23 protein-coding genes (1 of these 23 only partly in view) are annotated in these 22,064 nt (G+C 73.5%); 17 read left to right on the top strand and 6 right to left on the bottom strand.

All coding sequences use genetic code 11. The annotated features are described in order from the left end of the window. Positions 1-78 precede the first annotated feature (78 nt). The 4 genes from pheS to sthA all read left to right on the top strand — a co-directional run bounded on the left by pheS (position 79) and on the right by sthA (position 5,904). A complete protein-coding gene (gene pheS / locus JOF41_RS21155) occupies positions 79-1,146 on the top strand; it encodes a phenylalanine--tRNA ligase subunit alpha (protein WP_189223271.1) in 1,068 nt (355 codons plus the stop codon). A 3-nt stretch (positions 1,147-1,149) separates the two neighbouring features. Further along, a complete protein-coding gene (gene pheT / locus JOF41_RS21150) occupies positions 1,150-3,627 on the top strand; it encodes a phenylalanine--tRNA ligase subunit beta (protein WP_189223272.1) in 2,478 nt (825 codons plus the stop codon). Between the two features lie 303 nt (positions 3,628-3,930). Then, the gene (locus JOF41_RS21145; protein WP_189223273.1) at positions 3,931-4,428 is read left to right on the top strand and encodes a hypothetical protein; all 498 of its coding nucleotides are present in this window, start codon (positions 3,931-3,933) and stop codon (positions 4,426-4,428) included. A gap of 63 nt (positions 4,429-4,491) precedes the next feature. Further along, on the top strand, positions 4,492-5,904 hold the full coding sequence (gene sthA / locus JOF41_RS21140) for a Si-specific NAD(P)(+) transhydrogenase (RefSeq protein WP_189223274.1): 1,413 nt from the start codon (positions 4,492-4,494) through the stop codon (positions 5,902-5,904). Positions 5,905-6,036: 132 nt separating this feature from the next. Here the strand turns inward: sthA and JOF41_RS21135 are convergent, their stop codons facing one another. Continuing rightward, a complete protein-coding gene (locus JOF41_RS21135) occupies positions 6,037-6,654 on the bottom strand; it encodes an HAD family hydrolase (protein ID WP_189223276.1) in 618 nt (205 codons plus the stop codon). A 34-nt stretch (positions 6,655-6,688) separates the two neighbouring features. On the opposite strand from JOF41_RS21135, the gene JOF41_RS21130 reads away from it, so the two are divergent. Beyond that, positions 6,689-7,489 (top strand): alpha/beta fold hydrolase, encoded by an 801-nt coding sequence (locus JOF41_RS21130; RefSeq protein ID WP_189223277.1) that lies wholly within the window; start codon positions 6,689-6,691, stop codon positions 7,487-7,489. Here the strand turns inward: JOF41_RS21130 and JOF41_RS21125 are convergent, their stop codons facing one another. Continuing rightward, entirely contained in the window at positions 7,490-8,149 is a 660-nt protein-coding gene (locus JOF41_RS21125; protein WP_189223278.1) for a class I SAM-dependent methyltransferase, read from the bottom strand. A gap of 5 nt (positions 8,150-8,154) precedes the next feature. Beyond that, positions 8,155-8,694 carry a nuclear transport factor 2 family protein gene (locus JOF41_RS21120; protein ID WP_209621398.1) on the bottom strand — a complete coding sequence of 180 codons (540 nt, stop codon included), beginning with the start codon at positions 8,692-8,694 and terminating at the stop codon, positions 8,155-8,157. Between the two features lie 102 nt (positions 8,695-8,796). On the opposite strand from JOF41_RS21120, the gene argC reads away from it, so the two are divergent. From argC to JOF41_RS21080, 8 genes are read left to right on the top strand one after another with little or no spacing between them, the layout of a single operon-like run. Further along, positions 8,797-9,813, top strand: coding sequence for an N-acetyl-gamma-glutamyl-phosphate reductase (argC, locus tag JOF41_RS21115; protein ID WP_209621396.1), 1,017 nt, complete (start codon positions 8,797-8,799; stop codon positions 9,811-9,813). Then, positions 9,810-10,982 carry a bifunctional glutamate N-acetyltransferase/amino-acid acetyltransferase ArgJ gene (gene argJ, locus JOF41_RS21110; RefSeq protein WP_209621394.1) on the top strand — a complete coding sequence of 391 codons (1,173 nt, stop codon included), beginning with the start codon at positions 9,810-9,812 and terminating at the stop codon, positions 10,980-10,982. The genes argC and argJ overlap by 4 nt, the downstream gene beginning before the upstream one ends. Next, entirely contained in the window at positions 10,979-11,854 is an 876-nt protein-coding gene (gene argB, locus JOF41_RS21105) for an acetylglutamate kinase (RefSeq protein WP_209621392.1), read from the top strand. The genes argJ and argB overlap by 4 nt, the downstream gene beginning before the upstream one ends. Positions 11,855-11,880: 26 nt before the next feature. Continuing rightward, positions 11,881-13,008 (top strand): acetylornithine transaminase, encoded by a 1,128-nt coding sequence (locus tag JOF41_RS21100; RefSeq protein WP_229795516.1) that lies wholly within the window; start codon positions 11,881-11,883, stop codon positions 13,006-13,008. After that, the gene (gene argF / locus JOF41_RS21095) at positions 13,008-13,937 is read left to right on the top strand and encodes an ornithine carbamoyltransferase (RefSeq protein ID WP_209621389.1); all 930 of its coding nucleotides are present in this window, start codon (positions 13,008-13,010) and stop codon (positions 13,935-13,937) included. Before JOF41_RS21100 ends, argF begins: the two co-directional genes overlap by 1 nt. Further along, positions 13,934-14,464 (top strand): arginine repressor, encoded by a 531-nt coding sequence (locus tag JOF41_RS21090; protein ID WP_209621386.1) that lies wholly within the window; start codon positions 13,934-13,936, stop codon positions 14,462-14,464. Before argF ends, JOF41_RS21090 begins: the two co-directional genes overlap by 4 nt. Continuing rightward, positions 14,461-15,852 carry an argininosuccinate lyase gene (gene argH, locus JOF41_RS21085; protein ID WP_189223286.1) on the top strand — a complete coding sequence of 464 codons (1,392 nt, stop codon included), beginning with the start codon at positions 14,461-14,463 and terminating at the stop codon, positions 15,850-15,852. Before JOF41_RS21090 ends, argH begins: the two co-directional genes overlap by 4 nt. Then, the gene (locus JOF41_RS21080) at positions 15,836-16,471 is read left to right on the top strand and encodes a DNA-3-methyladenine glycosylase (RefSeq protein ID WP_229795477.1); all 636 of its coding nucleotides are present in this window, start codon (positions 15,836-15,838) and stop codon (positions 16,469-16,471) included. Before argH ends, JOF41_RS21080 begins: the two co-directional genes overlap by 17 nt. Positions 16,472-16,477: 6 nt before the next feature. Here JOF41_RS21080 and JOF41_RS21075 read toward each other — a convergent pair whose 3' ends face one another. After that, the gene (locus JOF41_RS21075; protein ID WP_189223287.1) at positions 16,478-16,999 is read right to left on the bottom strand and encodes an EF-hand domain-containing protein; all 522 of its coding nucleotides are present in this window, start codon (positions 16,997-16,999) and stop codon (positions 16,478-16,480) included. A gap of 108 nt (positions 17,000-17,107) precedes the next feature. On the opposite strand from JOF41_RS21075, the gene JOF41_RS21070 reads away from it, so the two are divergent. Next, positions 17,108-18,823, top strand: coding sequence for a DUF6461 domain-containing protein (locus JOF41_RS21070; RefSeq protein WP_209621383.1), 1,716 nt, complete (start codon positions 17,108-17,110; stop codon positions 18,821-18,823). A gap of 29 nt (positions 18,824-18,852) precedes the next feature. Here the strand turns inward: JOF41_RS21070 and JOF41_RS21065 are convergent, their stop codons facing one another. Continuing rightward, a complete protein-coding gene (locus JOF41_RS21065) occupies positions 18,853-19,737 on the bottom strand; it encodes a glycoside hydrolase family protein (protein WP_209621380.1) in 885 nt (294 codons plus the stop codon). Between the two features lie 61 nt (positions 19,738-19,798). On the opposite strand from JOF41_RS21065, the gene JOF41_RS21060 reads away from it, so the two are divergent. Together JOF41_RS21060 and JOF41_RS21055 are read left to right on the top strand one after the other, a co-directional pair. After that, the gene (locus JOF41_RS21060) at positions 19,799-20,266 is read left to right on the top strand and encodes a MarR family winged helix-turn-helix transcriptional regulator (RefSeq protein WP_189223290.1); all 468 of its coding nucleotides are present in this window, start codon (positions 19,799-19,801) and stop codon (positions 20,264-20,266) included. Beyond that, a complete protein-coding gene (locus JOF41_RS21055; RefSeq protein WP_209621377.1) occupies positions 20,263-21,066 on the top strand; it encodes an SGNH/GDSL hydrolase family protein in 804 nt (267 codons plus the stop codon). Before JOF41_RS21060 ends, JOF41_RS21055 begins: the two co-directional genes overlap by 4 nt. A 31-nt stretch (positions 21,067-21,097) precedes the next feature. Here JOF41_RS21055 and JOF41_RS21050 read toward each other — a convergent pair whose 3' ends face one another. Beyond that, positions 21,098-21,538 carry a hypothetical protein gene (locus tag JOF41_RS21050; RefSeq protein ID WP_189223292.1) on the bottom strand — a complete coding sequence of 147 codons (441 nt, stop codon included), beginning with the start codon at positions 21,536-21,538 and terminating at the stop codon, positions 21,098-21,100. Between the two features lie 91 nt (positions 21,539-21,629). On the opposite strand from JOF41_RS21050, the gene tyrS reads away from it, so the two are divergent. Beyond that, positions 21,630-22,064, top strand: the 5' end (the start) of a protein-coding gene (gene tyrS, locus JOF41_RS21045) for a tyrosine--tRNA ligase (protein ID WP_189223293.1). It continues 840 nt past the right edge of the window; 435 of the gene's 1,275 nt are visible here — the first part of the coding sequence; the start codon lies at positions 21,630-21,632; the stop codon falls past the right edge of the window.

The raw sequence follows: 22,064 nt of genomic DNA, 5'->3' as shown, positions 1-22,064 counted from the left end.
ATCACCTAGGATCTATCCGCTGCTCCGCGTGCACGGGGCGGCCATCACTGCTGTCCCGACGGGAGCTGTCCACCAACCATGTCCGGAGCCAACGACCCGTACGACCCCAAGCAGGTCGCGGCGCTCTCCCCGGAGGCGCTCGACGCGGCGGTGGAGCAGGCTCGGGAGGCGTTCGCGCAGGCGGCCGACCTCGACGAGCTGGCCGCCGCCAAGCCGGGCCACCTGGGCGACCGCTCGCCGGTGCTGCTGGCCAGGCGGGAGATCGGCGCGCTGCCCCCCGCCGCCAAGGCCGAGGCGGGCAAGCGGGTCAACGTCGCCAAGCAGGCCATCGACGCGGCCTACGAGGAGCGCCGGGCCCGGCTGCAGGTCGAGCGGGACGAGCGGGTGCTGCGCGAGGAGACCGTCGACGTCACGCTGCCGTTCGACCGCGTGCCGCGCGGGGCCCGCCACCCGATCACCACGCTGGCCGAGCGCATCGGCGACGTGTTCGTGGCCATGGGCTACGAGGTCGCCGAGGGGCCCGAGCTGGAGACCGAGTGGTTCAACTTCGACGCGCTGAACTTCGGCAAGGACCACCCGGCGCGCTCCATGCAGGACACCTTCTACGTCGGCCCGGCCGACTCGGGCCTGGTGCTGCGCACGCACACCAGCCCGGTGCAGGCCCGCGCGCTGCTGGAGCGCGAGCTGCCGGTGTACGTGGTCTGCCCCGGCCGCACCTTCCGCACCGACGAGCTGGACGCCACGCACACCCCGGTGTTCCACCAGGTCGAGGGCCTGGCCGTGGACAAGGGCCTGACCATGGCGCACCTGAAGGGCACGCTCGACGCGTTCGCCCGCGCCATGTTCGGCGAGCAGTCCCGCACCCGGCTGCGGCCCAGCTTCTTCCCCTTCACCGAGCCCTCCGCCGAGGTGGACGTGTGGTTCCCGGAGAAGAAGGGCGGCCCCGGCTGGGTCGAGTGGGGCGGCTGCGGCATGGTCAACCCGAACGTGCTGCGCAACTGCGGGGTGGACCCGGAGGTGTACTCCGGCTTCGCGTTCGGCATGGGCCTGGAGCGCACCCTGCAGTTCCGCAACGGACTGCCCGACATGCGCGACATGGTCGAAGGCGACGTCCGCTTCACCCAGCCCTTCGGAACGGAGGCATGACCGGTGCGCATCCCGGTTACCTGGCTGGTCGAGCACCTCGAATTCAGCGAGACACCCACCCCTGAGCAGCTGGCCGAGGCGTTCACGCGGATCGGCCTGGAGGTCGAGGACGTCCACCCGCTGGGCCCGGTCACCGGTCCGGTGGTGGCGGGTCGCGTGGTGGAGATCGAGGAGCTGACCGGCTTCAAGAAGCCCATCCGGTACTGCCGGGTCGAGGTCGGCCCCGACCAGGTCAACGGCATCGTCTGCGGCGCGTCGAACTTCGTCGAGGGTGACACGGTCGTGGTGGCGCTGCCGGGCGCGGTGCTGCCCGGCGACTTCGCCATCGCCGCGCGCAAGACCTACGGCCGCACCAGCGAGGGCATGATCTGCTCGGCCCGCGAGCTCGGCCTGGGCGACGACCACGCGGGCATCCTGGTGCTGCCCAGCGGCACCGCCCAGCCCGGCGACGACGCGGTGGAGCTGCTCGGCCTGGACGACACCGTCATCGAGGTCGCGCCGACCCCCGACCGCGGCTACGCGTTCTCCGTGCGCGGCCTGGCGCGGGAGATCGCCTGCGCGTTCGAGGCCCCGTTCGGCGACCCCGGCCTGGCCGAGGTGCCCGAGGGCGAGGGCGAGGTGTGGCCGGTCGAGGTCGACGAGGCGTCCGGCTGCTCGCGGTTCGCGCTGCGCCGGGTCACCGGCGTGGACCCGACCGCGCCGACGCCGTGGTGGATGCGCCGCAGGCTGATGCTGGCGGGCATCCGCTCGATCTCGCTGCCGGTGGACGTCACCAACTACGTGATGCTGGAGCTGGGCCAGCCGCTGCACGCCTTCGACGCCTCGGCGCTGCGGGGCGGCCTGGTGGTGCGGCGCGCGGCGGCGGGCGAGAAGCTGACCACGCTGGACGAGGTGGTCCGCGCGCTGGACCCGGACGACGTGGTGATCGCCGACGACAGCGGCGTGGTCTCGCTGGCCGGGGTGATGGGCGGTGCGAGCACCGAGGTGCGCGCCACCAGCTCGGACATCCTGCTGGAGGCCGCGATCTGGGACCCGGCCTCGGTGGCGCGCACCGTGCGCAGGCACAAGCTGCCCAGCGAGGCGGCCAAGCGCTACGAGCGCACCGTGGACCCGCAGCTGCCCCCGGTGGCGCTGGAGCGGGCCGCGCGGCTGCTGCACATGTTCGCCGAGGGCAGCATCCAGCCCGCCCGCACCGACGTGGGCAGGCCCGTGCCGCCCGCTCCGGTGTCCATGCCGATCGACCTGCCCGACCGGGTGGCGGGGGTGCGCTACCCGCGCGGCGCCTCGGCCCGGCGGCTGGGCCAGATCGGCTGCCGCGTCGAGGTCACCACCGACGACGCGGGCACCACGGTGATCACCGCGGTGCCGCCGACCTGGCGCGCGGACCTGACGCAGCCCGCGGACCTGGTGGAGGAGGTGCTGCGGCTGGAGGGCTACGACAGCATCCCGTCCGTGCTGCCGCCCGCCCCGGCTGGGCGGGGCCTGACCGAGCAGCAGCGCCGCCGCCGCACGGTGTCGCGCGCGCTGGCCGAGCACGGCCTGGTCGAGGTCAAGCCGTTCCCGTTCGTGGCGCCCTCGGTGTTCGACGCGCTGGGCCTGCCCGAGGGTGACGTGCGGCGCGGCACGGTCACCGTGCTCAACCCGCTGGAGGCGGACAAGAACGCGCTGGCCACCACGCTGGTGCCGGGGCTGCTGGAGACGCTGCAGCGCAACCTGGCGCGCGGCCAGAAGGATCTGGCGCTCTACACCGTGGCGCAGGTGACGCTGCCGCGCGCCCAGCCGGTGCCGGTGCCCGAGGTGGGCGTGGGGCAGCGGCCCACCGACGAGCAGGTGGCCTCGCTGCTGGCGTCGCTGCCGCAGCAGCCGGTGCACGTGGCCGCGGTGCTGTGCGGCAACCGCGAGCTGCCCGGCTGGTGGGGTGGCGGTCGCGCGGCGAGCTGGGCGGACGCGGTGGAGATCGGCCGCCTGGTCGGCCGGGCCTACGGCGTGGAGCTGGCGGTCAAGGCGTCGGACCTGGCGCCGTGGCACCCCGGCCGGTGCGCCGAGCTGCGGGTGGGCGACTGGCCGGTGGGTCACGCGGGCGAACTGCACCCGAAGGTCGTGGAGGCGCTGGGCCTGCCGAAGCGGACCGTGGCGGTGGAGCTGGACCTGGACGCGCTGCCGCTGGCCGACCACCGGCCCGCGCCGGTGGTGTCGCCGTACCCGCCGGTGCTGCTGGACGTGGCCGTGGTGGTGGACGCGGGGGTGCCCGCGGGCGAGGTGGCCCGCGCGCTGCGCGCGGGTGGCGGCGAGCTGCTGGAGGACATCCGGCTGTTCGACGACTACACCGGTGACCGGGTCGGCGAGGGCAAGCGGTCGCTGGCCTACGCGCTGCGGTTCCGCGCGCCGGACCGGACGCTGACCGTGGAGGAGGCGACGGTGGCCCGCGACGCCGCGGTCGCCGCCGCAGCGGAGCGCGTGGGTGCCGCGCTGAGGGGCTGAGCGCTGTCCTGGGCCCGCATTCCTGCGGGCCCAGGACTAATCCGCTCAGGTGAATTCACGGCACGCTGCGTGCAATGAATCCGCTGATCAGAACACCCGGAATCACCTGTCAAGGGGTATAAAGCCCTCACTTTCCGGGTAGCCCAGATGCTTGCGTAACAGTTGAACGTTCTCCAATATTGGGGCGCGGCCCGTGGGGCCGAGGGGCGAAGCGATGAACCGCCGGGCGAGACTGGTCGCCGGTCCGACGGGGAGCTAGCGGCGAACCCACCGCCTGAAGCACCGGCTCTGTGAGGTTGCCTCATGCGTACCTTGGGCCCGCGGATGGAGGTCGCCGTCGCGCTGACCATCCTCGGTGTGGGAGCAGCGGTGGTGGCGGCCATGCACCTCACCTGGCCGGAACCGGAGCTGCCGTCCATGGCCTACGCGGTCAGCGGCGGCGAGGCCGGGGTGGCCGACCTCAAGCCCTTCGAGATCAACGACATCTCCGGCGGGGCGGTCGAGCTGACCCCCGGCAGCGAGGGCGCCCGCAAGGTGCGGCTGTCCAACCCCAACAGCGTCGACATCATGGTGCTGACGCTGCAGGCGGTGCCCGGCCAGCCCGTCGACGCCGCGCACAACCGCGTGCCGGACTGCCCGTCGGGCGTGCTGACCGTGGCGCCGATGGCGCAGCCGGTGATCATCCCGCCCGCCGGGTCGGTGGAGGTGGAGATGGTCGTGCGGATCGCCCACGACGTGCCCGACGCGTGCGAGGACCTGGTGTTCCCGCTGACCTACTCCGGCCGGGCCGCCCGCGCCTGACCGGCCGGACGAGTCTTCGCGTCACCGCACCACTTGCGCCGATCGTGTGACACCCTTCCCGGCATGAGCGAGTACGACTACGACTTGGTCGTGATCGGGTCCGGCCCCGGCGGGCAGAAGGCGGCCATCGCGGGGGCCAAGCTCGGCAAGCGGGTCGCGATCGTGGACCGGCAGGACATGGTGGGCGGGGTGTGCGTCAACACCGGCACCATCCCGTCGAAGACCCTGCGCGAGGCGGTGCTCTACCTGACCGGGATGAGCCAGCGCGAGCTGTACGGCGCGAGCTACCGGGTCAAGCAGGACATCACCATCTCCGACCTGCTCTCCCGGACCCAGCACGTGATCGGCCGCGAGGTCGAGGTCGTGCGCGCGCAGCTGCACCGCAACCAGGTGGACCTGCTCACCGGCACCGCCCGGTTCGTCGACCCGCACACCATCGCCGTGCAGGGGACGCACCGCGGCGAGCACACCACCGTCACCGCGGCGCGCGTGGTGATCGCCACCGGCACCCGCCCCGCCCGGCCCTCGCAGGTCGACTTCGACGAGGCGCGGGTGCTGGACTCCGACGAGGTGCTGCAGCTGGAGGAGATCCCCTCCTCGCTCGTGGTGGTGGGCGCGGGCGTCATCGGCATCGAGTACGCCTCCATGTTCGCCGCGCTGGGCAGCCGGGTCACCGTGGTGGAGCAGCGGGAGCGGATGCTGGAGTTCTGCGACCCGGAGATCGTGGAGTCGCTGAAGTTCCACCTGCGCGACCTGGCGGTGACCTTCCGCTTCGGCGAGAAGGTGGTCGACGTGGCGGTGTCCGACAGCGGCACGGTGACCACACTGGCCAGCGGCAAGCGCATCCCGGCGGCGGCGGTGATGTACTCGGCGGGCAGGCAGGGCTCCACCGACGCGCTGGACCTGGCCAAGGCGGGGTTGGAGGCCGACCACCGCGGCAGGCTGTCGGTGGACGCGCACTACCGCACCTCGGTGGAGCACATCTACGCGGTGGGCGACGTGATCGGCTTCCCCGCACTGGCGGCCACCTCGATGGACCAGGGCAGGCTCGCGGCCTACCACGCCTTCGGCGAGGAGGCCAACGAGCTGGCGGCGCTGCAGCCCATCGGCATCTACACCATCCCGGAGATCTCCTACGTCGGCGCCACCGAGGCCGAGCTGACCTCCTCCGCGGTGCCCTACGAGGTGGGCCTGGCGCGCTACCGGGAGCTGGCCCGCGGCCAGATCGTCGGCGACGCCTACGGGATGCTCAAGCTCCTGGTGTCCACCGCGGACCGCAAGCTGCTGGGCGTGCACGTGTTCGGCACCGGCGCGACGGACCTGGTGCACATCGGCCAGGCGGTCATGGCCTGCGGCGGCACGGTCGACTACCTGGTGGACGCGGTGTTCAACTACCCGACCCTGTCCGAGGCGTACAAGGTCGCCGCGCTGGACGCGACGAACAAGATCCGGGCCCTGGACCGCTTCACCACCTGACCCCGTCTGCAAGTACTACCCGACCGCCTCCGCCGGGCCGCTGACTACTACCCGGCCGCACCCGTGCTCGGCACGGGTAGTAGCGGGCGACGCGGCGGCACCCCTCGGGTAGTACTTGCAGGCGCACGGGGGTCAGGCGGCCAGCCTGGTCACCAGGTGCAGGCGCCGCTGGCGCACGTCGGTCAGCGGCGGCACCAGCAGCGTCGGCATCCCCACCTCCAGCGCGCCCCCGTCGTGCGAGGCCCGGTCGCCGACCATCAGCGTGCGGTCGGCGTCGGTGCCCAGCTCCTCCATCGCGTAGCGGAAGATCGCGGGCTCGGGCTTCTGCACGCCGTGCTCGAACGACAGCACGAACGAGTCCACCGGCAACCCCTCGAACGCGGGCCGGATGTCGAAGTGGACGTCGCTGAGCACTCCGATGCGCAGTCCTCGCTCCTTGAGCCCGTGCAGCGTCTCGGCGGCGTCCTCGGCGAACGGGTTGGCCGAGGCGTCGCTCTCCACCTCGTACAGCGCGTCGGCCAGCTCGTCGTCCAGGCCCGCGGCGCGGAAGGCGGCGTAGAACGCGGCGCGGTGGACCTCGGCGTCGGCGTCCATCCCCGGTTCGTCCAGCTTCGCCCCGCCCAGCGCCTCGGCCAGGTCGGGGGCGTCGTCGAGGCTCCTGCCCAGCCTGCGCAGCGCCTCGCGCACCCAGCCGCCGAACGTCGGCGTGGTCACCAGGGTGCCGCGCCAGTCGAAGATCACCGCCTGCATGACGCGCATTCTGCCCGCGGGTTGACTGGAGGGCATGACGGAAATCCACGCCACGGTCGTCGAGGGGCCCACCGACGTGCCGCCCGCCGTCTTCGTGCACGGCGTGCTCAGCTGGGGGGACGACACCGCTTACGGGTTCGGCGCGCAGCGCCCGCTGGCCGCGCACCGGCGGCTGCTGCTGATGGACCGCAGGGGGCACGGCGGCAGCCCGGACCTCGCGGGGCCGCACAGCAGCGACTACGAGGTCGACGCGCGTGACGTGGTCGACCTGCTCGGCGACGGCGCCCACCTGGTCGGCCACTCCTACGGCGCGGTCGCCGCCATGCTCGCCGCCGCGGCCCGCCCGGACCTGGTGCGCTCGCTGTGCCTGATCCAGCCGGGCGCGCTGCGGCCCGCGCGGGAGCACCCGGTGATCGCCGAGGTGCTGGTGCGCAACCGCGCCGCCACCGCCGCGCCACCCCCGGACCTCACCGCCGAGGACTACCTGCGGCTGTCCACCGAGGCCGTCGGCATGGCCGCGCCCGAGCCGACCCCGGCGCGGCTGCGGGCCGCTCGCGCGACGATGGGGGAGCGGCCGTGCTGGGACGCTGAGGTGCCGCTGGAGCCGCTGGCCGAGGCCGCCTGGCCGGTGCTGGTGGTGCGCGGCGACTGGTCCGGCGCGCCCGCGGAGTACCGGCGGCTGGCGGGCGAGCCGCTGATGATCGCGGCCGAGGTCATCGCCGAGCGGACCGGGGGCGAGCTGCTGACCGTGCCCGGCTACTACCCGCAGGTGCAGCAGCCCGAGGCGGTCAACGCCGCGCTGGCCGCGCTGTGGGAGCGCGCCGACCGGTCCTGATCAGGACCGGTCGGGCTTGTGGGCGAAGAAGCACGCGCTGGGCCACCTGGCCTTCCCGGCGGGTTCGCACACCAGTCGGGCGGTGACCACCAGGCCTGCCTCGCCCAGCAGTTCGGCGATGCGCTCCACGGGCAGCAGGTGCGCCTCGTAGGACACCGGGTGGCCGCCGTACGCCCGCGTCGGGCGCAGGACCTCGTGGTCGCCGACGTAGCCCCACAGCATCAGGTGCCCGCCGGGCGCGAGCGTGCGGTGGAACTCCGCGAACACCGTCGGCAGGTGCTCCGGGGGCGTGTGGAAGGTGGAGAACAGCGCCAGCACCCCGCCGAGGCTGCCGTCGTCCAGGTCCAGCGCGGTCATCGACCCCACGGAGAAGGGCAGGTGCGGGTGGGTGGTCCTGGCCAGTTCGACCATCCTCGGCGACAGGTCGACGCCGAACGCCGACAGCCCGAGGGAGTCCAGGTGCGCGGTCACCCGGCCCGGTCCGCACCCCACGTCCGCGACCGGCCCTCGGTCGGCGGCGCGGACCAGGTCGGCGAACGCGGCGAGCATGGCGCGGGTGAGCGGGTCCATCCGCTCCGGTGGCGCGACGATCCTGACGTAGTCCTCGGCGACGGCGTCGTAGGACTGCCTGATCGCGTTGAGGAAGGAGGGCTCGGCCATCGCGACTACGACGGGACGTGGGTCCGGGCCAGTTCGTTGCCACGGCTGTGCAGCACCTCGCTGATGGCGATCGCCCGGCACCGCCAGCCCTCCGGCGTCTTCACCAGCTCGTGCGCGTAGTAGGCCCAGACCTCCCAGAGGTCGTCGCCCAGCGGCCGCCGGAGGCGGTTGAAGGCGTAGCCCTTGGACCGCACGGTGGCGCGGTCGCCGCGGATGGTGATCTCGTGGTTGGTGCGGGAGTGGAAGCTGGCCTTCTCGGCGTAGAGGTTGCGCCGCCACGCGCCGACCAGCTCGTCGGCCGGGATGCGGGCGGGCGGGCCGCCGTCCAGGGCGGCGAAGTCCACGTCGACCTGGTCGGTGAAGTAGCGGCGGCAGCGGGCCCAGTCCTTGTCGTCCACGGCGTTGTCGATGCCGTCGACGACGAGCTGGACGGCGGTCCGGTCGTCCACCCCCGGTGCGGCCTCCGCGAGCGCGGGAGCGGCGACCGCGGCGGCGCCCAGCGCGCCGGTGACGGCGGCCCGGCGCGGTAACGAGTTCGCTGACATGCGTCCCCCTTGGATTCGACGACTGGGGGTCACCGTAGCGGGCGAGGTGACAACACCGCGTGAGGTTTGATTGAGTTTGCATGACCATGCATACTTATCCGCATGACGGTCAGGATCGCGGTCGCCGGGGCCAGCGGGTACGCCGGGGGAGAGGTGCTGCGGCTGCTGCTGGGGCACCCGGAAGTGGAAATCGGCGCGCTCACCGCGGGCGGCAACGCGGGCTCGCCCCTGATCTCCCAGCAGCCGCACCTGCTCCCGCTCGCCGACCGCGTGCTCCAGGAGACCACCGTCGAGGTCCTGCGCGGCCACGACGTGGTCTTCCTCGCCCTGCCGCACGGCCACTCCGCCGAGGTCGCCGCGCGGCTGGGCGAGGACGTGCTGGTCGTCGACTGCGGCGCGGACCACCGGCTCACCGACGCCGACGCCTGGCAGCGCTGGTACGGCGGCGTCCACGCGGGCAGCTGGCCGTACGGCCTGCCCGAGCTGCCGGGACAGCGCGACCTGCTGCGCGGCACCAGGCGGGTCGCCGTCCCCGGCTGCTACCCCACGGTCTCCTCGCTGGCGCTGGCCCCCGCGATGGGCCTGGTCGAGCCCGAGGTCACCGTGGTCGCGGTGTCGGGCACCTCCGGCGCGGGCAAGGCCCCCAAGACCAACCTGCTCGGCTCGGAGGTGATGGGCTCGCTCAGCGCCTACGGCGTCGGCGGCGCGCACCGGCACACCCCGGAGATCGCCCAGAACCTGACCCTGGTGGCGGGCGAGCCGGTCAAGGTCTCCTTCACCCCGGTGCTGGCCCCGCTGCCGCGCGGCATCCTCGCCACCTGCTCGGCCACCCTCACCGCGGACGCCGACCAGGTCCGCGCCGCCTACGAGAAGGCCTACGCCGACGAGCCGTTCGTGCACCTGCTGCCGGAGGGCCACTGGCCCACCACGGGCGCGGTGCTGGGCTCCAACGCGGTGCAGCTCCAGGTCACCGTGGACGCCGACCTGAACCGCCTGGTCGTGGTCGCCGCCGTGGACAACCTCACCAAGGGCACCGCGGGCGCCGCGGTGCAGTGCATGAACCTCGCTCTCGGCCTGCCGGAGACCACCGGCCTGACCTCCGTTGGAGTCGCACCATGATCCGCACCAAGGGCGTCACCGGGCCGAAGGGCTTCAAAGCCGCGGGGGTCGCGGCGGGCATCAAGGACTCCGGCGCGCTGGACCTGGCCCTGGTGGTCAACGAGGGCCCCGGCGACGCCGCCGCGGGCGTGTTCACCACCAACCAGGTCAAGGCCGCGCCGGTGCTGTGGTCGCAGCAGGTGATCAAGGAGCGCAGGCTGGCCGCGGTGGTGCTCAACTCCGGCGGCGCGAACGCCTGCACCGGCCCGGAGGGCTTCCAGGACACCCACGCCACCGCCGAGAAGGTCGCCGAGGTGCTGGGCCGGGGCGCGGTCGAGGTCGCGGTCTGCTCCACCGGCCTGATCGGCGAGCGGCTGCCCATGGACAACCTCAAGGCGGGCGTCGAGGTCGCCGCCAAGGAGCTGGCCGACACCGACGAGGCCGGGCTGAACGCGGCCACCGCCGTGATGACCACCGACACCCACCCCAAGCAGTCCTGGGCCCAGCACCCCGACGGCTGGTCCATCGGCGGGTTCGTCAAGGGCGCGGGCATGCTGGCCCCCAACCTGGCCACCATGCTGTCGGTGATCACCACCGACGCCGTGCTCGACGGCGACGCGCTGGACGCCGCGCTGCGCGAGGCCACCGCCCGGACCTTCGACCGGCTCGACGTGGACGGCGGCACCTCCACCAACGACACGGTGCTGCTGCTGGCCTCCGGCGCGTCGGGCACCGCACCGGAGCGCGGCGACTTCGTGGAGCTGCTCACCGCCGTCGCCGCGGACCTGGTCAAGCAGCTCCAGGGCGACGCCGAGGGCGTGACCAAGGAGATCAGCATCACCGTCACCGGAGCGGCCTCCGACGCCGACGCGCTGGTCATCGGCCGGACCGTCGCCGAGGACAACCTGGTCAAGACCGCGCTGTTCGGCTCGGACCCGAACTGGGGCCGCATCGCCATGGCGGTGGGCCGCGCGCAGGCGCGGGTGGACCCGGACAAGCTGGGCATCACCATCAACGGCGTCGCGCTGTTCGCCAACGGCCGCAAGGCCGCCGACCGGTCGGAGGCGGACCTGTCCGAGCGCGACATCGCCGTGGTGATCGACCTGAACCTCGGTGACGGCGGCGCGACCGTGCTCACCACCGACCTGTCCCACGGCTACGTCGAAGAGAACAGCGCCTACTCCTCATGACCAGCCCCCGGGCCAAGGCCGAGATCCTGATCGAGGCGCTGCCGTGGTTGCAGCGCCTGCGCGGCGCGATCGTGGTGGTCAAGTACGGCGGCAACGCCATGGTCGACGACGAGCTCAAGCGCGCCTTCGCCCAGGACGTGGTGTTCCTCAAGCTGGCGGGCCTGCACCCGGTGGTGGTGCACGGCGGCGGCCCGCAGATCGCCGCCATGCTGGACAAGCTGGGCATCGAGAGCGAGTTCCGCGGCGGCCTGCGGGTGACCACGCCCGAGGCGATGGACGTGGTGCGCATGGTGCTGGTCGGCCAGGTGCAGCGCGAGCTGGTCGGGCTGATCAACGAGCACGGCCCGTACGCGGTGGGCCTGTCCGGCGAGGACGCCCACCTGCTCACCGCCGTGCGGCGGCGGGCCGTGGTGGACGGCGAGCCGGTGGACATCGGCCTGGTCGGCGACATCGTCGAGGTCAACCCCGACGCGGTGCTGGACATCGTGCGCGCGGGCCGCATCCCGGTGGTGTCCACGGTGGCCCCGGACGCCGACGGCGTGGTGCACAACGTCAACGCCGACACCGCCGCGGGCGCGGTGGCGGTGGGGCTGCGGGCGCGCAAGCTCGTGGTGCTCACCGACGTGGAGGGCCTGTACGCGGACTGGCCGGACCGGTCCTCCCTGGTGCACCGCATCCGCGCGGCCGAGCTGGAGGAGCTGCTGCCGGAGCTGGACAGCGGCATGGTGCCGAAGATGGAGGCCTGCCTGCGCGCGGTGCGCGGCGGCGTGCCCGAGGCGCACGTCATCGACGGCAGGCTGGCGCACTCGCTGCTGCTGGAGGTCTTCACCTCCGAAGGAGTCGGAACGATGGTGTTGGGGGACGAGGCGTGAACGACCGGCAGCGGTGGCAGGCCGCGATGATGGACAACTACGGCACGCCGGAGCTGACCCTGGTGCGCGGCGAGGGCGCCCACGTCTGGGACGCCGACGGCAACCGCTACCTGGACCTGCTCGGCGGCATCGCGGTCAACGCGCTGGGCCATGCGCACCCGGCCGTGGTCGCGGCGGTGACCGAGCAGATCGGCAAGCTCGGGCACACCTCCAACCTCTACATCAACGAGCCCGCGCTGAAGCTGGCCGAGCGGCTGCTGGACCTGTCCGGTGTGGACGGTCGGGTGCTGTTCTGCAACTCCGGCGCGGAGGCCAACGAGGCCGCGTTCAAGCTCAGCAGGCGCACCGGCCGCACCAAGGTGGTGGCCACCGAGGGCGGCTTCCACGGCCGCACCATGGGCGCGCTGGCGCTGACCGGCCAGCCCGCCAAGCGGGCCCCGTTCGAGCCGCTGGTGCCCGGCGTGGTGCACGTCCCGTTCGGCGACGTGGCCGCGCTGGAGGCCGCCGTCGACGAGGACACCGCGGCGTTCGTGGTGGAGCCGATCCAGGGCGAGAACGGCGTGGTGGTGCCCCCGGAGGGCTACCTGCAGGCGGCCCGCCGGATCACCGCCGAGCGCGGCGCGCTGCTGGTGCTCGACGAGGTGCAGACCGGCGTCGGGCGGCTGGGCAGCTGGTTCGCCTTCCAGCAGGTCGGCATCACCCCCGACGTGATCACCCTGGCCAAGGGCCTGGGCGGCGGGCTGCCGCTGGGCGCGTGCATCGCCGTCGGCCCGGCCAAGGACCTGTTCGCGCCCGGCCAGCACGGCACCACCTTCGGCGGCAACCCGGTGTGCTGCGCCGCCGCGCTCGCGGTGCTGGACACCATCGCCGCCGACGGCCTGCTGGAGCACGCCTCCGCGGTGGGCAAGGAGATCGCCGCGGGCGTCGAGGCGCTGGAGCACCCGCTGGTCTCCGGCGTGCGGGGCGCGGGCCTGCTGCTCGGCATCACGCTGCGCGAGGCGGTGTCGGCCAAGGCCGCGGCGGCCGCGCGGCGGGCCGGTTACCTGATCAACCCCATCCAGCCGGACGTGATCCGGCTGGCGCCGCCGCTGGTGCTCGACGAGGCCGACGCGCACCGGCTGGTGGCCGACCTGCCGACCTGGTTGGAGCCCTGATGCCACCCCGCCACTTCCTGCGCGACGACGACCTGACCCCGGCCGAGCAGGCCGAGGTGCTCGACCTGGCCGACACCTACAAGGCCGACCGGCTGGGCTCGCGCCCGCTGGCCGGGCCCAAGTCGATCGCGGTGATCTTCGAGAAGAACTCCACCCGCACCCGGCTGTCGTTCGAGGTCGGCATCGCCCAGCTGGGCGGCAACCCGGTGATCGTGGACGGCCGGTCCATGCAGCTGGGCCGCGAGGAGACCATCGAGGACACCTCCCGCATCCTGTCCGGCTACGTGGACGCGGTGGTGTGGCGGACCTTCGCCCAGAAGCGCATCGAGGCCATGGCGTCGGTGTCGCGGGTGCCGGTGATCAACGCGCTGACCGACGAGTTCCACCCCTGCCAGGTGCTGGCCGACCTGCAGACCATCCGCCGGGTGCACGGCTCGCTGGCCGGGCTGACCGTGACCTACCTCGGCGACGGCGCCAACAACATGTCCCACTCGCTGCTGCTGGGCGGCGTGACGGCCGGGATGCACGTGCGCGTGGCCGCCCCCGAGCACTTCCAGCCGCTGCCGTGGGTGCTCGACGACGCCCGCAAGCGCGCGCTGGAGACCGGCGGCTCGGTGGAGGTGCTGGTCGACCCGCGCGCCGCCGTGGACGGCGCGGACGTGCTGGTCACCGACACCTGGACCTCGATGGGGCAGGAGAACGACGGCCGCGACCGGATGCGCCCGTTCCGGCCCTACCAGGTCAACGCCGAGCTGGTGGCCGCCACCGGGGTGCGCACCACGGTGCTGCACTGCCTGCCCGCGCACCGCGGCCAGGAGATCACCGACGAGGTGCTCGACGGCCCGGACAGCGCGGTGTGGGACGAGGCGGAGAACCGGTTGCACGCCCAGAAGGCGCTGCTGGTGTGGCTGCTGGAGCACTCGCGATGACCAGGACCGCCCGGCAGGCGCGGATCGTCGAGCTGGTCAGCCAGCGCGCGATCCGCAGCCAGTCGGAGCTGGCCAAGACGCTGGCCGCGGAGGGCATCGAGGTCACCCAGGCCACCCTGTCGCGCGACCTGGACGAGCTGGGCGCGGTCAAGCTGCGCGGCCCCGACGGCGGCGCCCCGGTCTACGTCATCCCCGAGGACGGCAGCCCGGTGCGCGGCGTGCAGGGCGGCACCTCCCGGCTGGCCAGGGTGCTCGGCGAGGTGCTGGTCTCGGCCGACCACTCGGGCAACCTGGCGGTGCTGCGCACCCCGCCCGGCGCGGCGCAGTTCCTGGCCAGCGCGCTGGACCGGGCGGCGCTGCAGGACATCGTCGGCACCATCGCGGGGGATGACACCATCCTGGTCGTGGCGCGGGAACCGCTGACCGGGGCGGAACTGGCCGCGCGCCTGAGCGCGCTGGCCGCGGGCCACGGCGGCCGCGCGGCGCAGGCCGAGCACAATCGCAGCGAAAAGGACTTGAGCACATGACTTCCTTGTGGGGCGGGCGGTTCGCCAGCGGACCGGCCGAGGCGATGGCGCTGCTGTCGGCCTCGACGCACTTCGACTGGCGACTCGCCCCCTACGACATCCGGGGTTCCCGCGCCCACGCCCGCGTGCTGCACCGCGCCGGCCTGCTGACCGCCGACGAGCTGGACCGGATGCTGACCGCGCTGGACGCGCTGGAGGCCGACGTGGCCTCCGGGGCGTTCACCCCCACCCTGGCCGACGAGGACGTGCACACCGCGCTGGAGCGCGGCCTGATCGAGCGGGCGGGCCCGGAGCTGGGCGGCAAGCTGCGCGCGGGCCGCTCCCGCAACGACCAGGTGGCCACGCTGTTCCGGATGTGGCTGCGCGACGCGGCCCGCCGGGTGGCCGCGGGCGTGCTGGACGTGGTGGAGGCGCTGGCCGGGCAGGCCGGGGCGCACCCGACCGCGGTCATGCCCGGCCGCACGCACCTGCAGTCCGCGCAGCCGGTGCTGCTGGCCCACCACCTGCTGGCGCACTGCCAGGCGCTGCTGCGCGACGTGGACCGGCTGCGCGACTGGGACCGGCGCACCGCGCTGTCCCCCTACGGCTCCGGCGCGCTCGCGGGCTCCTCGCTCGGGCTGGACCCGGCGAAGGTGGCCGCCGAGCTGGGCTTCGACGGGCCGGTGGACAACTCCATCGACGGCACCGCCTCCCGCGACTTCGCCGCCGAGATCGCGTTCGTGCTGGCCATGATCGGCGTGGACCTGTCCCGGCTGGCCGAGGAGGTGATCATCTGGACCACCGCGGAGTTCGGCTTCGCCGCGCTGGACGACGCCTGGTCCACCGGCAGCTCGATCATGCCGCAGAAGAAGAACCCCGACGTGGCCGAGCTGACCCGCGGCAAGTCCGGCAGGCTCATCGGCAACCTGACCGGCCTGCTGGCCACCCTCAAGGCCCAGCCGCTGGCCTACAACCGGGACCTGCAGGAGGACAAGGAGCCGCTGTTCGACTCGGTCGAGCAGCTGGAGCTGCTGCTGCCCGCGATCACCGGCATGGTGGCCACCATGCGGTTCGACACCGACCGGATGGCCGAGGTCGCGCCCGCCGGCTTCACCCTGGCCACCGACATCGCCGAGTGGCTGGTCCGCCAGGGCGTGCCGTTCCGCGTGGCGCACGAGGCCGCGGGGGAGTGCGTGCGGCTGGCCGAGGCCCGAGGGGTGGGCCTGGACGAGCTGACCGACGAGGAGTTCGCGGGGGTCTCGCCGCACCTGACGCCCGAGGTGCGTAGCGTGCTCACCGTGGAAGGTTCCATCGCGTCGCGGGACGCGCACGGCGGCACCGCGCCCGACCGCGTGGCCGAGCAGTTGAAGGCTTTGCTGGACCGGGTGGCCCTTGCCCGCCGGTCCTAGGCAGCTGACCGAGCAGGAGCTCGCGGTCGACCCGCTGGTCGCCGCGCGGCTCCTGCTCGGCTGCGTGCTCCGGAGCACCACCCCCGAGGGCGTGGTGGCCGTGCGCGTGGTGGAGGTCGAGGCGTACCGGGGCGGCGACGACCCGGCCTCGCACTGCTATCGCGGCCGGACCCCGCGCAACGACGTGATGTTCGGCCCGGCCGGGCGGCTCTACGTCTACTTCGTCTACGGGATGCACTTCTGCGCCAACGTGGTCTCGCTGACCGACGGCGTGCCCGGCGCGGTGCTGCTGCGCGCGGGCGAGGTGGTCGAGGGCGTGGACCTGGCCCGCCGCCGCAGGCCCGCCGCCCGCAACGACGCGGAGCTGGCCAAGGGGCCGGCCCGGCTGACCGGCGTGCTCGGCCTGGACCGCGCCCACAACGGCGTGGACCTCACCGATCCCGACTCGCCGGTGAAGCTGCTGGCGGGCGAGCCGGTGACCGACGTCCGCACCGGCCCGCGCGTGGGCGTGGCCGTGGCGGTGGACGTGCCGTGGCGCTTCTGGGTCGACTCGCCCGCGGTGAGCACCTACCGCCGCGGCACCCGGCGCACGAGGGTGGTCGTGCCGCCGGAGCGCTGAGCCGGGTCAGCCGACCGGGCCGAACACGCTGCTGCCGGGCGCGTCCGGGTCGTCCCCGGCCCAGAACTCCACCCAGTGCTGGGCGAACTCGGACTTGGAGATCGCCCCGTCGCCGTCCAGGTCGAGCCTGCCGAAGACCCCGTCGGTCGGCGTGTCGGCGCCCGTCCAGGCCCGGATCATCCGGTCGTACTCGGTCGCGGTGATGCGGCCGTCGCCGTCCTCGTCCACCGCCTCGAACATCGACTCCGCGGTGGCCACCACCAGGTCGAGCATGGTGCCGAGGCGGTCCACCGCGGTGAGCACCTCGGCCAGGGTGACCTTCTCGTCGCCGTTGTGGTCGGAGGACTCCCGCAGGACCTCCCACCACCGCATCATGGTCTCGCGCAGCCGCTCCGGGTCCGCGGCGCGCAGGCGCACCCACCGGTCGGTCAACGCCTCGAAGTCGGCGCGTTCGAGGAAACCGTCGTCGTCGGCGTCCATCGCCGCGAACACGACGGAGATCTTCCGCTGCTGCAAGTCACTGGCCACGCAGCAAACTTCGCCCACCCCGGCGGTCACGGCAATTGGCCATCAGGGGCGATCGCCTTTGCAGCCGGGTGAACGAAGCGTGACGGTCGGTAGTGCCATGATGGCGGCATGGGGGAGATCGACAACTTCGCGGCATCAGTGGCCGAGCACGTGCCTGCCATCGCCGCCCGCGTCCCGCCCGCGCCCGCCGCGGAACTGGGCAGGCTCGACCGGCCCGCCGCGCTCGCGCCACCCACCGCGCCGTTCGGGGCGAGCGCCGGGTTCGCCGACCCCGTGCCCGTACGCGGCCACCCCGGTCAAGCGCTGCGGGGCCTGCCCGCCGAACGGCTGCTCGGCGCGCTGGAGCTGAGCGTCGGCGACCTCCCGCTGCGCGCCCCGGCCGCGCTCCTGCGGGGCATCGCCGCACCGCCGACGGGCACGTTCACCACCATCGGCGTCGTCGGCCAGAGCGAGCTCACCACGGCGCTGTCCATGCTGGAGGCGTTGCACGCGGGAGCCACCCGCGTGATCGCCGACCTCACCGCCCGGCTCGCCCGCCACCCCGCGCTGGCCACCGCGCTGGCGGTCGGCGACGGCGACGAGGCCACCATCGCCGCCCGGCACGGCGCCGGGCACTTCGCCCTGGCCGTGGTCACCTCGTCGGCGGTGCTGCGCGCCCTCGACGCGGCCGACCCGCCCGCCGTGGTCGGCGCCGCGCTGCAAGCCGTCGCCCAGCTGATGCCGACCCTGCCGAAACCGGCGGCCTACGAGGCGGCGCTGCTGGCCAAGCACCGCGCCGAGTACGTGCTCCCCCGGCGCGCCTCGGCACACCCGCTGGTGCGCGCCCACCACCTCGCCCTGGCCGACGGGCCGGTCCCCGACGAGGTGGACTTCTCCGACAACGGACTGGTGGCGGTGGTCGACGGCGGGGTGGTGATCCGCACCGGCCTGGCCGAGGGCCGCGTCTCGGCGCACTTGGAGGTGCTCGACGGCCCTCCGCCTCCGCCGGAGGTCGCGCACGTGGACGAGGCCGTCGAGGTGAGCTGGCGCGCCGCGCGGGGCGGGGCGACCTTCGCGGAGGACGAGCCGGTGTCGTGGGGGCAGGCGCGCCGGGTCGCCGAAACCCCGCCGTGGCCCGGCGACTACCGCGTCCTGGTCCAGGCAGGCGGACGCGACGGCGATTACGACGAGCACTACTGGATCACCGTCTGGCAGGCCCCCTGGGCCCCGCCGGTGGTGCACAAGCGCACCGACCGGCTCGGCCACCGCCTGCGCGGCGAACCCGAGCCGCCGCTGGTCGTGCCGCCCCACCAGGACCACGTCTGGGTCGAGCGCCACCCGATCTCCCAGGCGTCCTGCGTCACCGTCGTCACCGGCCTGTCCGCGCAGGAGGTCCTGCGGGCGTTCGGCGCGGACCCGACCTCCCGCCCGTGGCGGTTGGAGGAGACGCAGCGGTCGGCGGGTCTGCGGCAGTGGGTCAGCGTCCTGCAGGTCGACGGCGCTGTGATCGCCTTCGAGGACAACGGCTACCTGGGCGCCGACGAAGAGGTGCTGCGCAGGTTGTCCGCTCGCGGCCGGGCGGCCAGCATGTTCTGGAACGTCAACGCCCTCACCCGCCTGTCGTTCGCCAGGGACGGGGAACTGCTGGCCGGGTTCGAACCGATCGGCCCGGCCCAGATACCGCCCACGGCCGCGGCGTGGATCGAGGGCCTGGACCTGGCCGACTACCGGCACCGCAAGGCCAAGGGCCTCACCGCCGTGGCCCGGTTCACCGGACGCGGCTTCACCCCGGACGACCTGGCGGCACTGCGCGCCAGCGACGAGGCGTACCTGGTCGGGGAGTAGCCGAGCACGCCCGAGGGGGGCGGTGCTCGTCAGCGGAGGCGGTAGTGGACGCGGCCGACGGACAGCCCTGGTGAGCGCCCCTCGCGCCGCGAGCCGTTGAAGAAGACGACCAGGCTGTCGCCTTCCCGGACCAACGACGGTTTCCACACGCCGTCGCGGTGCCACGAGGTGCCATCGGTGGTCGACACCAGCCGCACGGGGGCAGGCCACTGGCCGAGCGTTCCGCTCCGCGCCCACCACACACCGTCGTCGGGGCCGGGGGCGGCGACCAGCGGGTGCTTCGCGGTCACCAGGTCGAACCCGGTGCCGGACGCCACGACGAGAGCGTCGAACTCGCCATCGGCGGCGAAGATCCGCCTGCCGGTCCAGCCGGTGACGCCGTCCGGGCTCTCCGCGAACCCGATGACCTGGGTGCCGTCGGTGGACAGGCCCGCGCAGTACCAGAGCAACCAGCGGCCGTCGTGGTGGAGCAGGTTCGGTTCGGCGACCGTGCCCCGTTCCCAGGGTTCGGTCGCGGTGAACACCGGCTCGGGGTGGCGGACCCACTGCGAGCCGTCCCACTCCAGGAAACCGATCGAGTACGGCCCGGTGATGTCGGTCCAAGCGGCAGAACTGGCGTAGTAAAGGCGTTCCACCCACCGCCCGCCGGAGCGGCCGCGCACGTAGGAGACGCAGTGGTACCCGGTGGCGTCCCAGCCGTCGGCCGGAGCGGGTGCCGCGCACTGGCCGACGATCGTCCACTCCGTGCGGTCCGCGGTGGCTCCCCGCAGCAGGTGCGCGGCCCGTAAGTCGATGCGGGGCACGGCCGGGTCCGCGAGTTCGCCCATGATCATCCACCAGCGGTCTTCGCGCCGCATCAGGGTGACGTCGGCGCCGTCGAAGAGCCTGGCCTTGTCGAGCAGTTCGATTGGCATGTCGCCATGGTGGCGAAAAGTGATACGATCGTCAAACAGTTCAACCATTGAAGGAGTTGGCGTGCCGGTCGCACGACTACTGGCCGCGCAGCAGCGCGCGGCGGCGCGGGGGACCGTGCTCGCCGAGCTGATCGCCGCACGGCTCGGCATCACCCCGACCGACCTCAAGTGCGTGCACCTGCTCTCCCGAGGACCCAGGACCGCCCGCGCGCTGGCCGACGAGCTGCGGCTCACGCGCAGCGCGGTCACCGCCGTGGTCGACCGGCTGGAGCGCGCCGGGTTCGCGACCCGCAACCGCGACTCGGCGGACCGCCGGGAGGTGGTCGTCAAGGCCGTGCCCGAGCGCGTCGCGCGGGCGACGGCGTTGTACCGGCCGCTGTACGAGCGGATGGCCGAGCTGGTCAGCGGCTACACCGACGACCAGGTGGCGTTGCTGCTGGACTTCGCCGAGCGGTCCGACGAGATCCTGGCCGAGGAGGTCGGCAGGCTGAGCGAGCCGCCCGCGCCGGGTGGGAAGATCGACTCATGACCCCGCCTACCCGCTACGCCGCCCTGGGCAGCTCCTTCGCCGCGGGACCGGGCATCCCGCCGATCGTCGACGTGGACGCCGTGCGCTCCGGCCGCAACTACCCGAGGCTGCTGGCTAAGGCGCTGGGAGCCGAACTCGTCGACCTGTCCGTCTCCGGCGCGACGACGGCGACCATCCTCGACGAGCCCCAGCTGACGATGACCGGTGCGCGGTTCCCGCCGCAGATCGGGGGCGTGCCCGCGACGGCGGACCTGGTGACCATCACCGCGGGCGGCAACGACCTGCGGTTCGCGGGCTCGCTGCTGTTCACCGCCTGGAACCGCGTCGACCCCGACGGCCCCATGGCCCGGATGCTGGCGGCCGACTTCCCCTCGGGCATCCCCGCGCCGACGCGGGAGGACGTCGACCGGACCGCCGCCGGCCTGGTGCGCGTCGTCGAGCGGGTCCGCGACAAGGCCCCGCGAGCCAGGGTCGTGCTGGTCGACTACCTGACGATCATCGGCGCCGGGACCAGCCCTGGCGTCCCCTTCGAGCCCGCGGAGGTCGACGCCCTCCGCGACATCCAGGACGCACTGGAAGCGGCCTACGTCGCGGCCGCCGAGCGCACGGGAGCCGAACTCGTGGCGGTGTCGCGGGTGAGCCGGGACCACGCCCTCGGCTCGACGGCTCCGTGGGTCCAGCCGTTCCTGCCGGACCTGGCCAGGACCGGCGCGTCCTTCCACCCCAACGCCGAAGGCATGGCGGTGGTCGCCGCCGAGGTCGAGAAGGCGCTGCGCCAGGACCGCCCGACCCCGGTCTGAGCCGCGGGTCGCGACGTTGGCGGCGCTCGGCTCAGGCCACGGTGCGGCGGCGGTACCAGTAGTGCCGCTCACCGGCGGGCAGCGCGACCCGCGTGACCAGGTTGGTCAGCACGGCGCCGATCACCAGCCACAGCACCGCGGCGAGCCCGTCGTTGAGCAACACCCGCAGCGTCGCGCTGGCGGGGGTGAACAGGTCGCGCAGGCCCAGCGACACGCCCGCCGACCAGGACTCGATCATCCGCGCGAAGCCGTTGGCCGGGTTGGCCCCCGCGACGACCAGGAAGATGTGCACCGCCAGCACGACGGCGAACACCCAGCAGACCACGTCGATGACCGCGCACGTCACGCGGACGGAGCGGACGCGGGAGTCACCGCGCTCCACCACCTCCTCGCGCTGCTCCATCGGCTCGACCCGACGGGTCGCGGCGGTGGGCTGGTCGGCACGCCGTAAGTCGCGGTCGCGGTAGCTCATGGCCGTTGCCTCCTCACTGGATCTCCCCGGACCGGCTACCCCCGCCCACCTCGGCTTCAAACGGCTGGACCAGGTGGGGGACAATCGGGGGGTGAGCGAGCACATCCTCGACGAGCTGTCCTGGCGCGGCCTGATCGCGCAGTCCACCGACCTCGAAGCCCTGCGCAAGGATCTCGACTCGGGACCGCTCACCCTCTATGCCGGTTTCGACCCGACCGCGCCGAGCCTGCACGCGGGCAACCTGGTGCCGCTGCTGATGCTGCGCCGCTTCCAGCGCGCCGGGCACCGGCCGGTCGTGCTGGCGGGCGGCGCCACCGGCATGATCGGCGACCCGCGCGACACCGCCGAGCGCACCCTCAACCCGCTGGACACCGTGGCCGAGTGGGTCGGCCGCATCCGCGGCCAGCTGGAGCGCTTCGTCGAGTTCGACGACGGCCCCACCGGCGCGGTCGTGGTCAACAACCTGGAGTGGACCGGCCAGCTGCCGGTGCTGGAGTTCCTGCGCGACGTCGGCAAGCACTTCTCG

Source organism: Saccharothrix coeruleofusca (assembly GCF_017876325.1).
Classification (GTDB): domain Bacteria; phylum Actinomycetota; class Actinomycetes; order Mycobacteriales; family Pseudonocardiaceae; genus Actinosynnema; species Actinosynnema coeruleofuscum.
This window is presented reverse-complemented; position numbering and strand designations above follow the sequence as displayed.

Bases quoted from the DNA above. Each gene is read 5' to 3' on its own strand.
- JOF41_RS21135 (WP_189223276.1), bottom strand. From the start codon at position 6,654: ATGCAGGCGGTGATCTTCGACTGGCGCGGCACCCTGGTGACCACGCCG.
- JOF41_RS21120 (WP_209621398.1), bottom strand. From the start codon at position 8,694: ATGTCAGCGAACTCGTTACCGCGCCGGGCCGCCGTCACCGGCGCGCTG.
- argJ (WP_209621394.1), top strand. From the start codon at position 9,810: ATGATCCGCACCAAGGGCGTCACCGGGCCGAAGGGCTTCAAAGCCGCG.
- JOF41_RS21090 (WP_209621386.1), top strand. From the start codon at position 13,934: ATGACCAGGACCGCCCGGCAGGCGCGGATCGTCGAGCTGGTCAGCCAG.
- JOF41_RS21055 (WP_209621377.1), top strand. From the start codon at position 20,263: ATGACCCCGCCTACCCGCTACGCCGCCCTGGGCAGCTCCTTCGCCGCG.
- JOF41_RS21070 (WP_209621383.1), top strand. From the start codon at position 17,108: ATGGGGGAGATCGACAACTTCGCGGCATCAGTGGCCGAGCACGTGCCT.
- argB (WP_209621392.1), top strand. From the start codon at position 10,979: ATGACCAGCCCCCGGGCCAAGGCCGAGATCCTGATCGAGGCGCTGCCG.
- JOF41_RS21050 (WP_189223292.1), bottom strand. From the start codon at position 21,538: ATGAGCTACCGCGACCGCGACTTACGGCGTGCCGACCAGCCCACCGCC.
- JOF41_RS21100 (WP_229795516.1), top strand. From the start codon at position 11,881: ATGATGGACAACTACGGCACGCCGGAGCTGACCCTGGTGCGCGGCGAG.
- pheS (WP_189223271.1), top strand. From the start codon at position 79: ATGTCCGGAGCCAACGACCCGTACGACCCCAAGCAGGTCGCGGCGCTC.
- argF (WP_209621389.1), top strand. From the start codon at position 13,008: ATGCCACCCCGCCACTTCCTGCGCGACGACGACCTGACCCCGGCCGAG.
- argC (WP_209621396.1), top strand. From the start codon at position 8,797: ATGACGGTCAGGATCGCGGTCGCCGGGGCCAGCGGGTACGCCGGGGGA.
- JOF41_RS21145 (WP_189223273.1), top strand. From the start codon at position 3,931: ATGCGTACCTTGGGCCCGCGGATGGAGGTCGCCGTCGCGCTGACCATC.
- JOF41_RS21125 (WP_189223278.1), bottom strand. From the start codon at position 8,149: ATGGCCGAGCCCTCCTTCCTCAACGCGATCAGGCAGTCCTACGACGCC.
- JOF41_RS21130 (WP_189223277.1), top strand. From the start codon at position 6,689: ATGACGGAAATCCACGCCACGGTCGTCGAGGGGCCCACCGACGTGCCG.
- argH (WP_189223286.1), top strand. From the start codon at position 14,461: ATGACTTCCTTGTGGGGCGGGCGGTTCGCCAGCGGACCGGCCGAGGCG.
- sthA (WP_189223274.1), top strand. From the start codon at position 4,492: ATGAGCGAGTACGACTACGACTTGGTCGTGATCGGGTCCGGCCCCGGC.
- JOF41_RS21065 (WP_209621380.1), bottom strand. From the start codon at position 19,737: ATGCCAATCGAACTGCTCGACAAGGCCAGGCTCTTCGACGGCGCCGAC.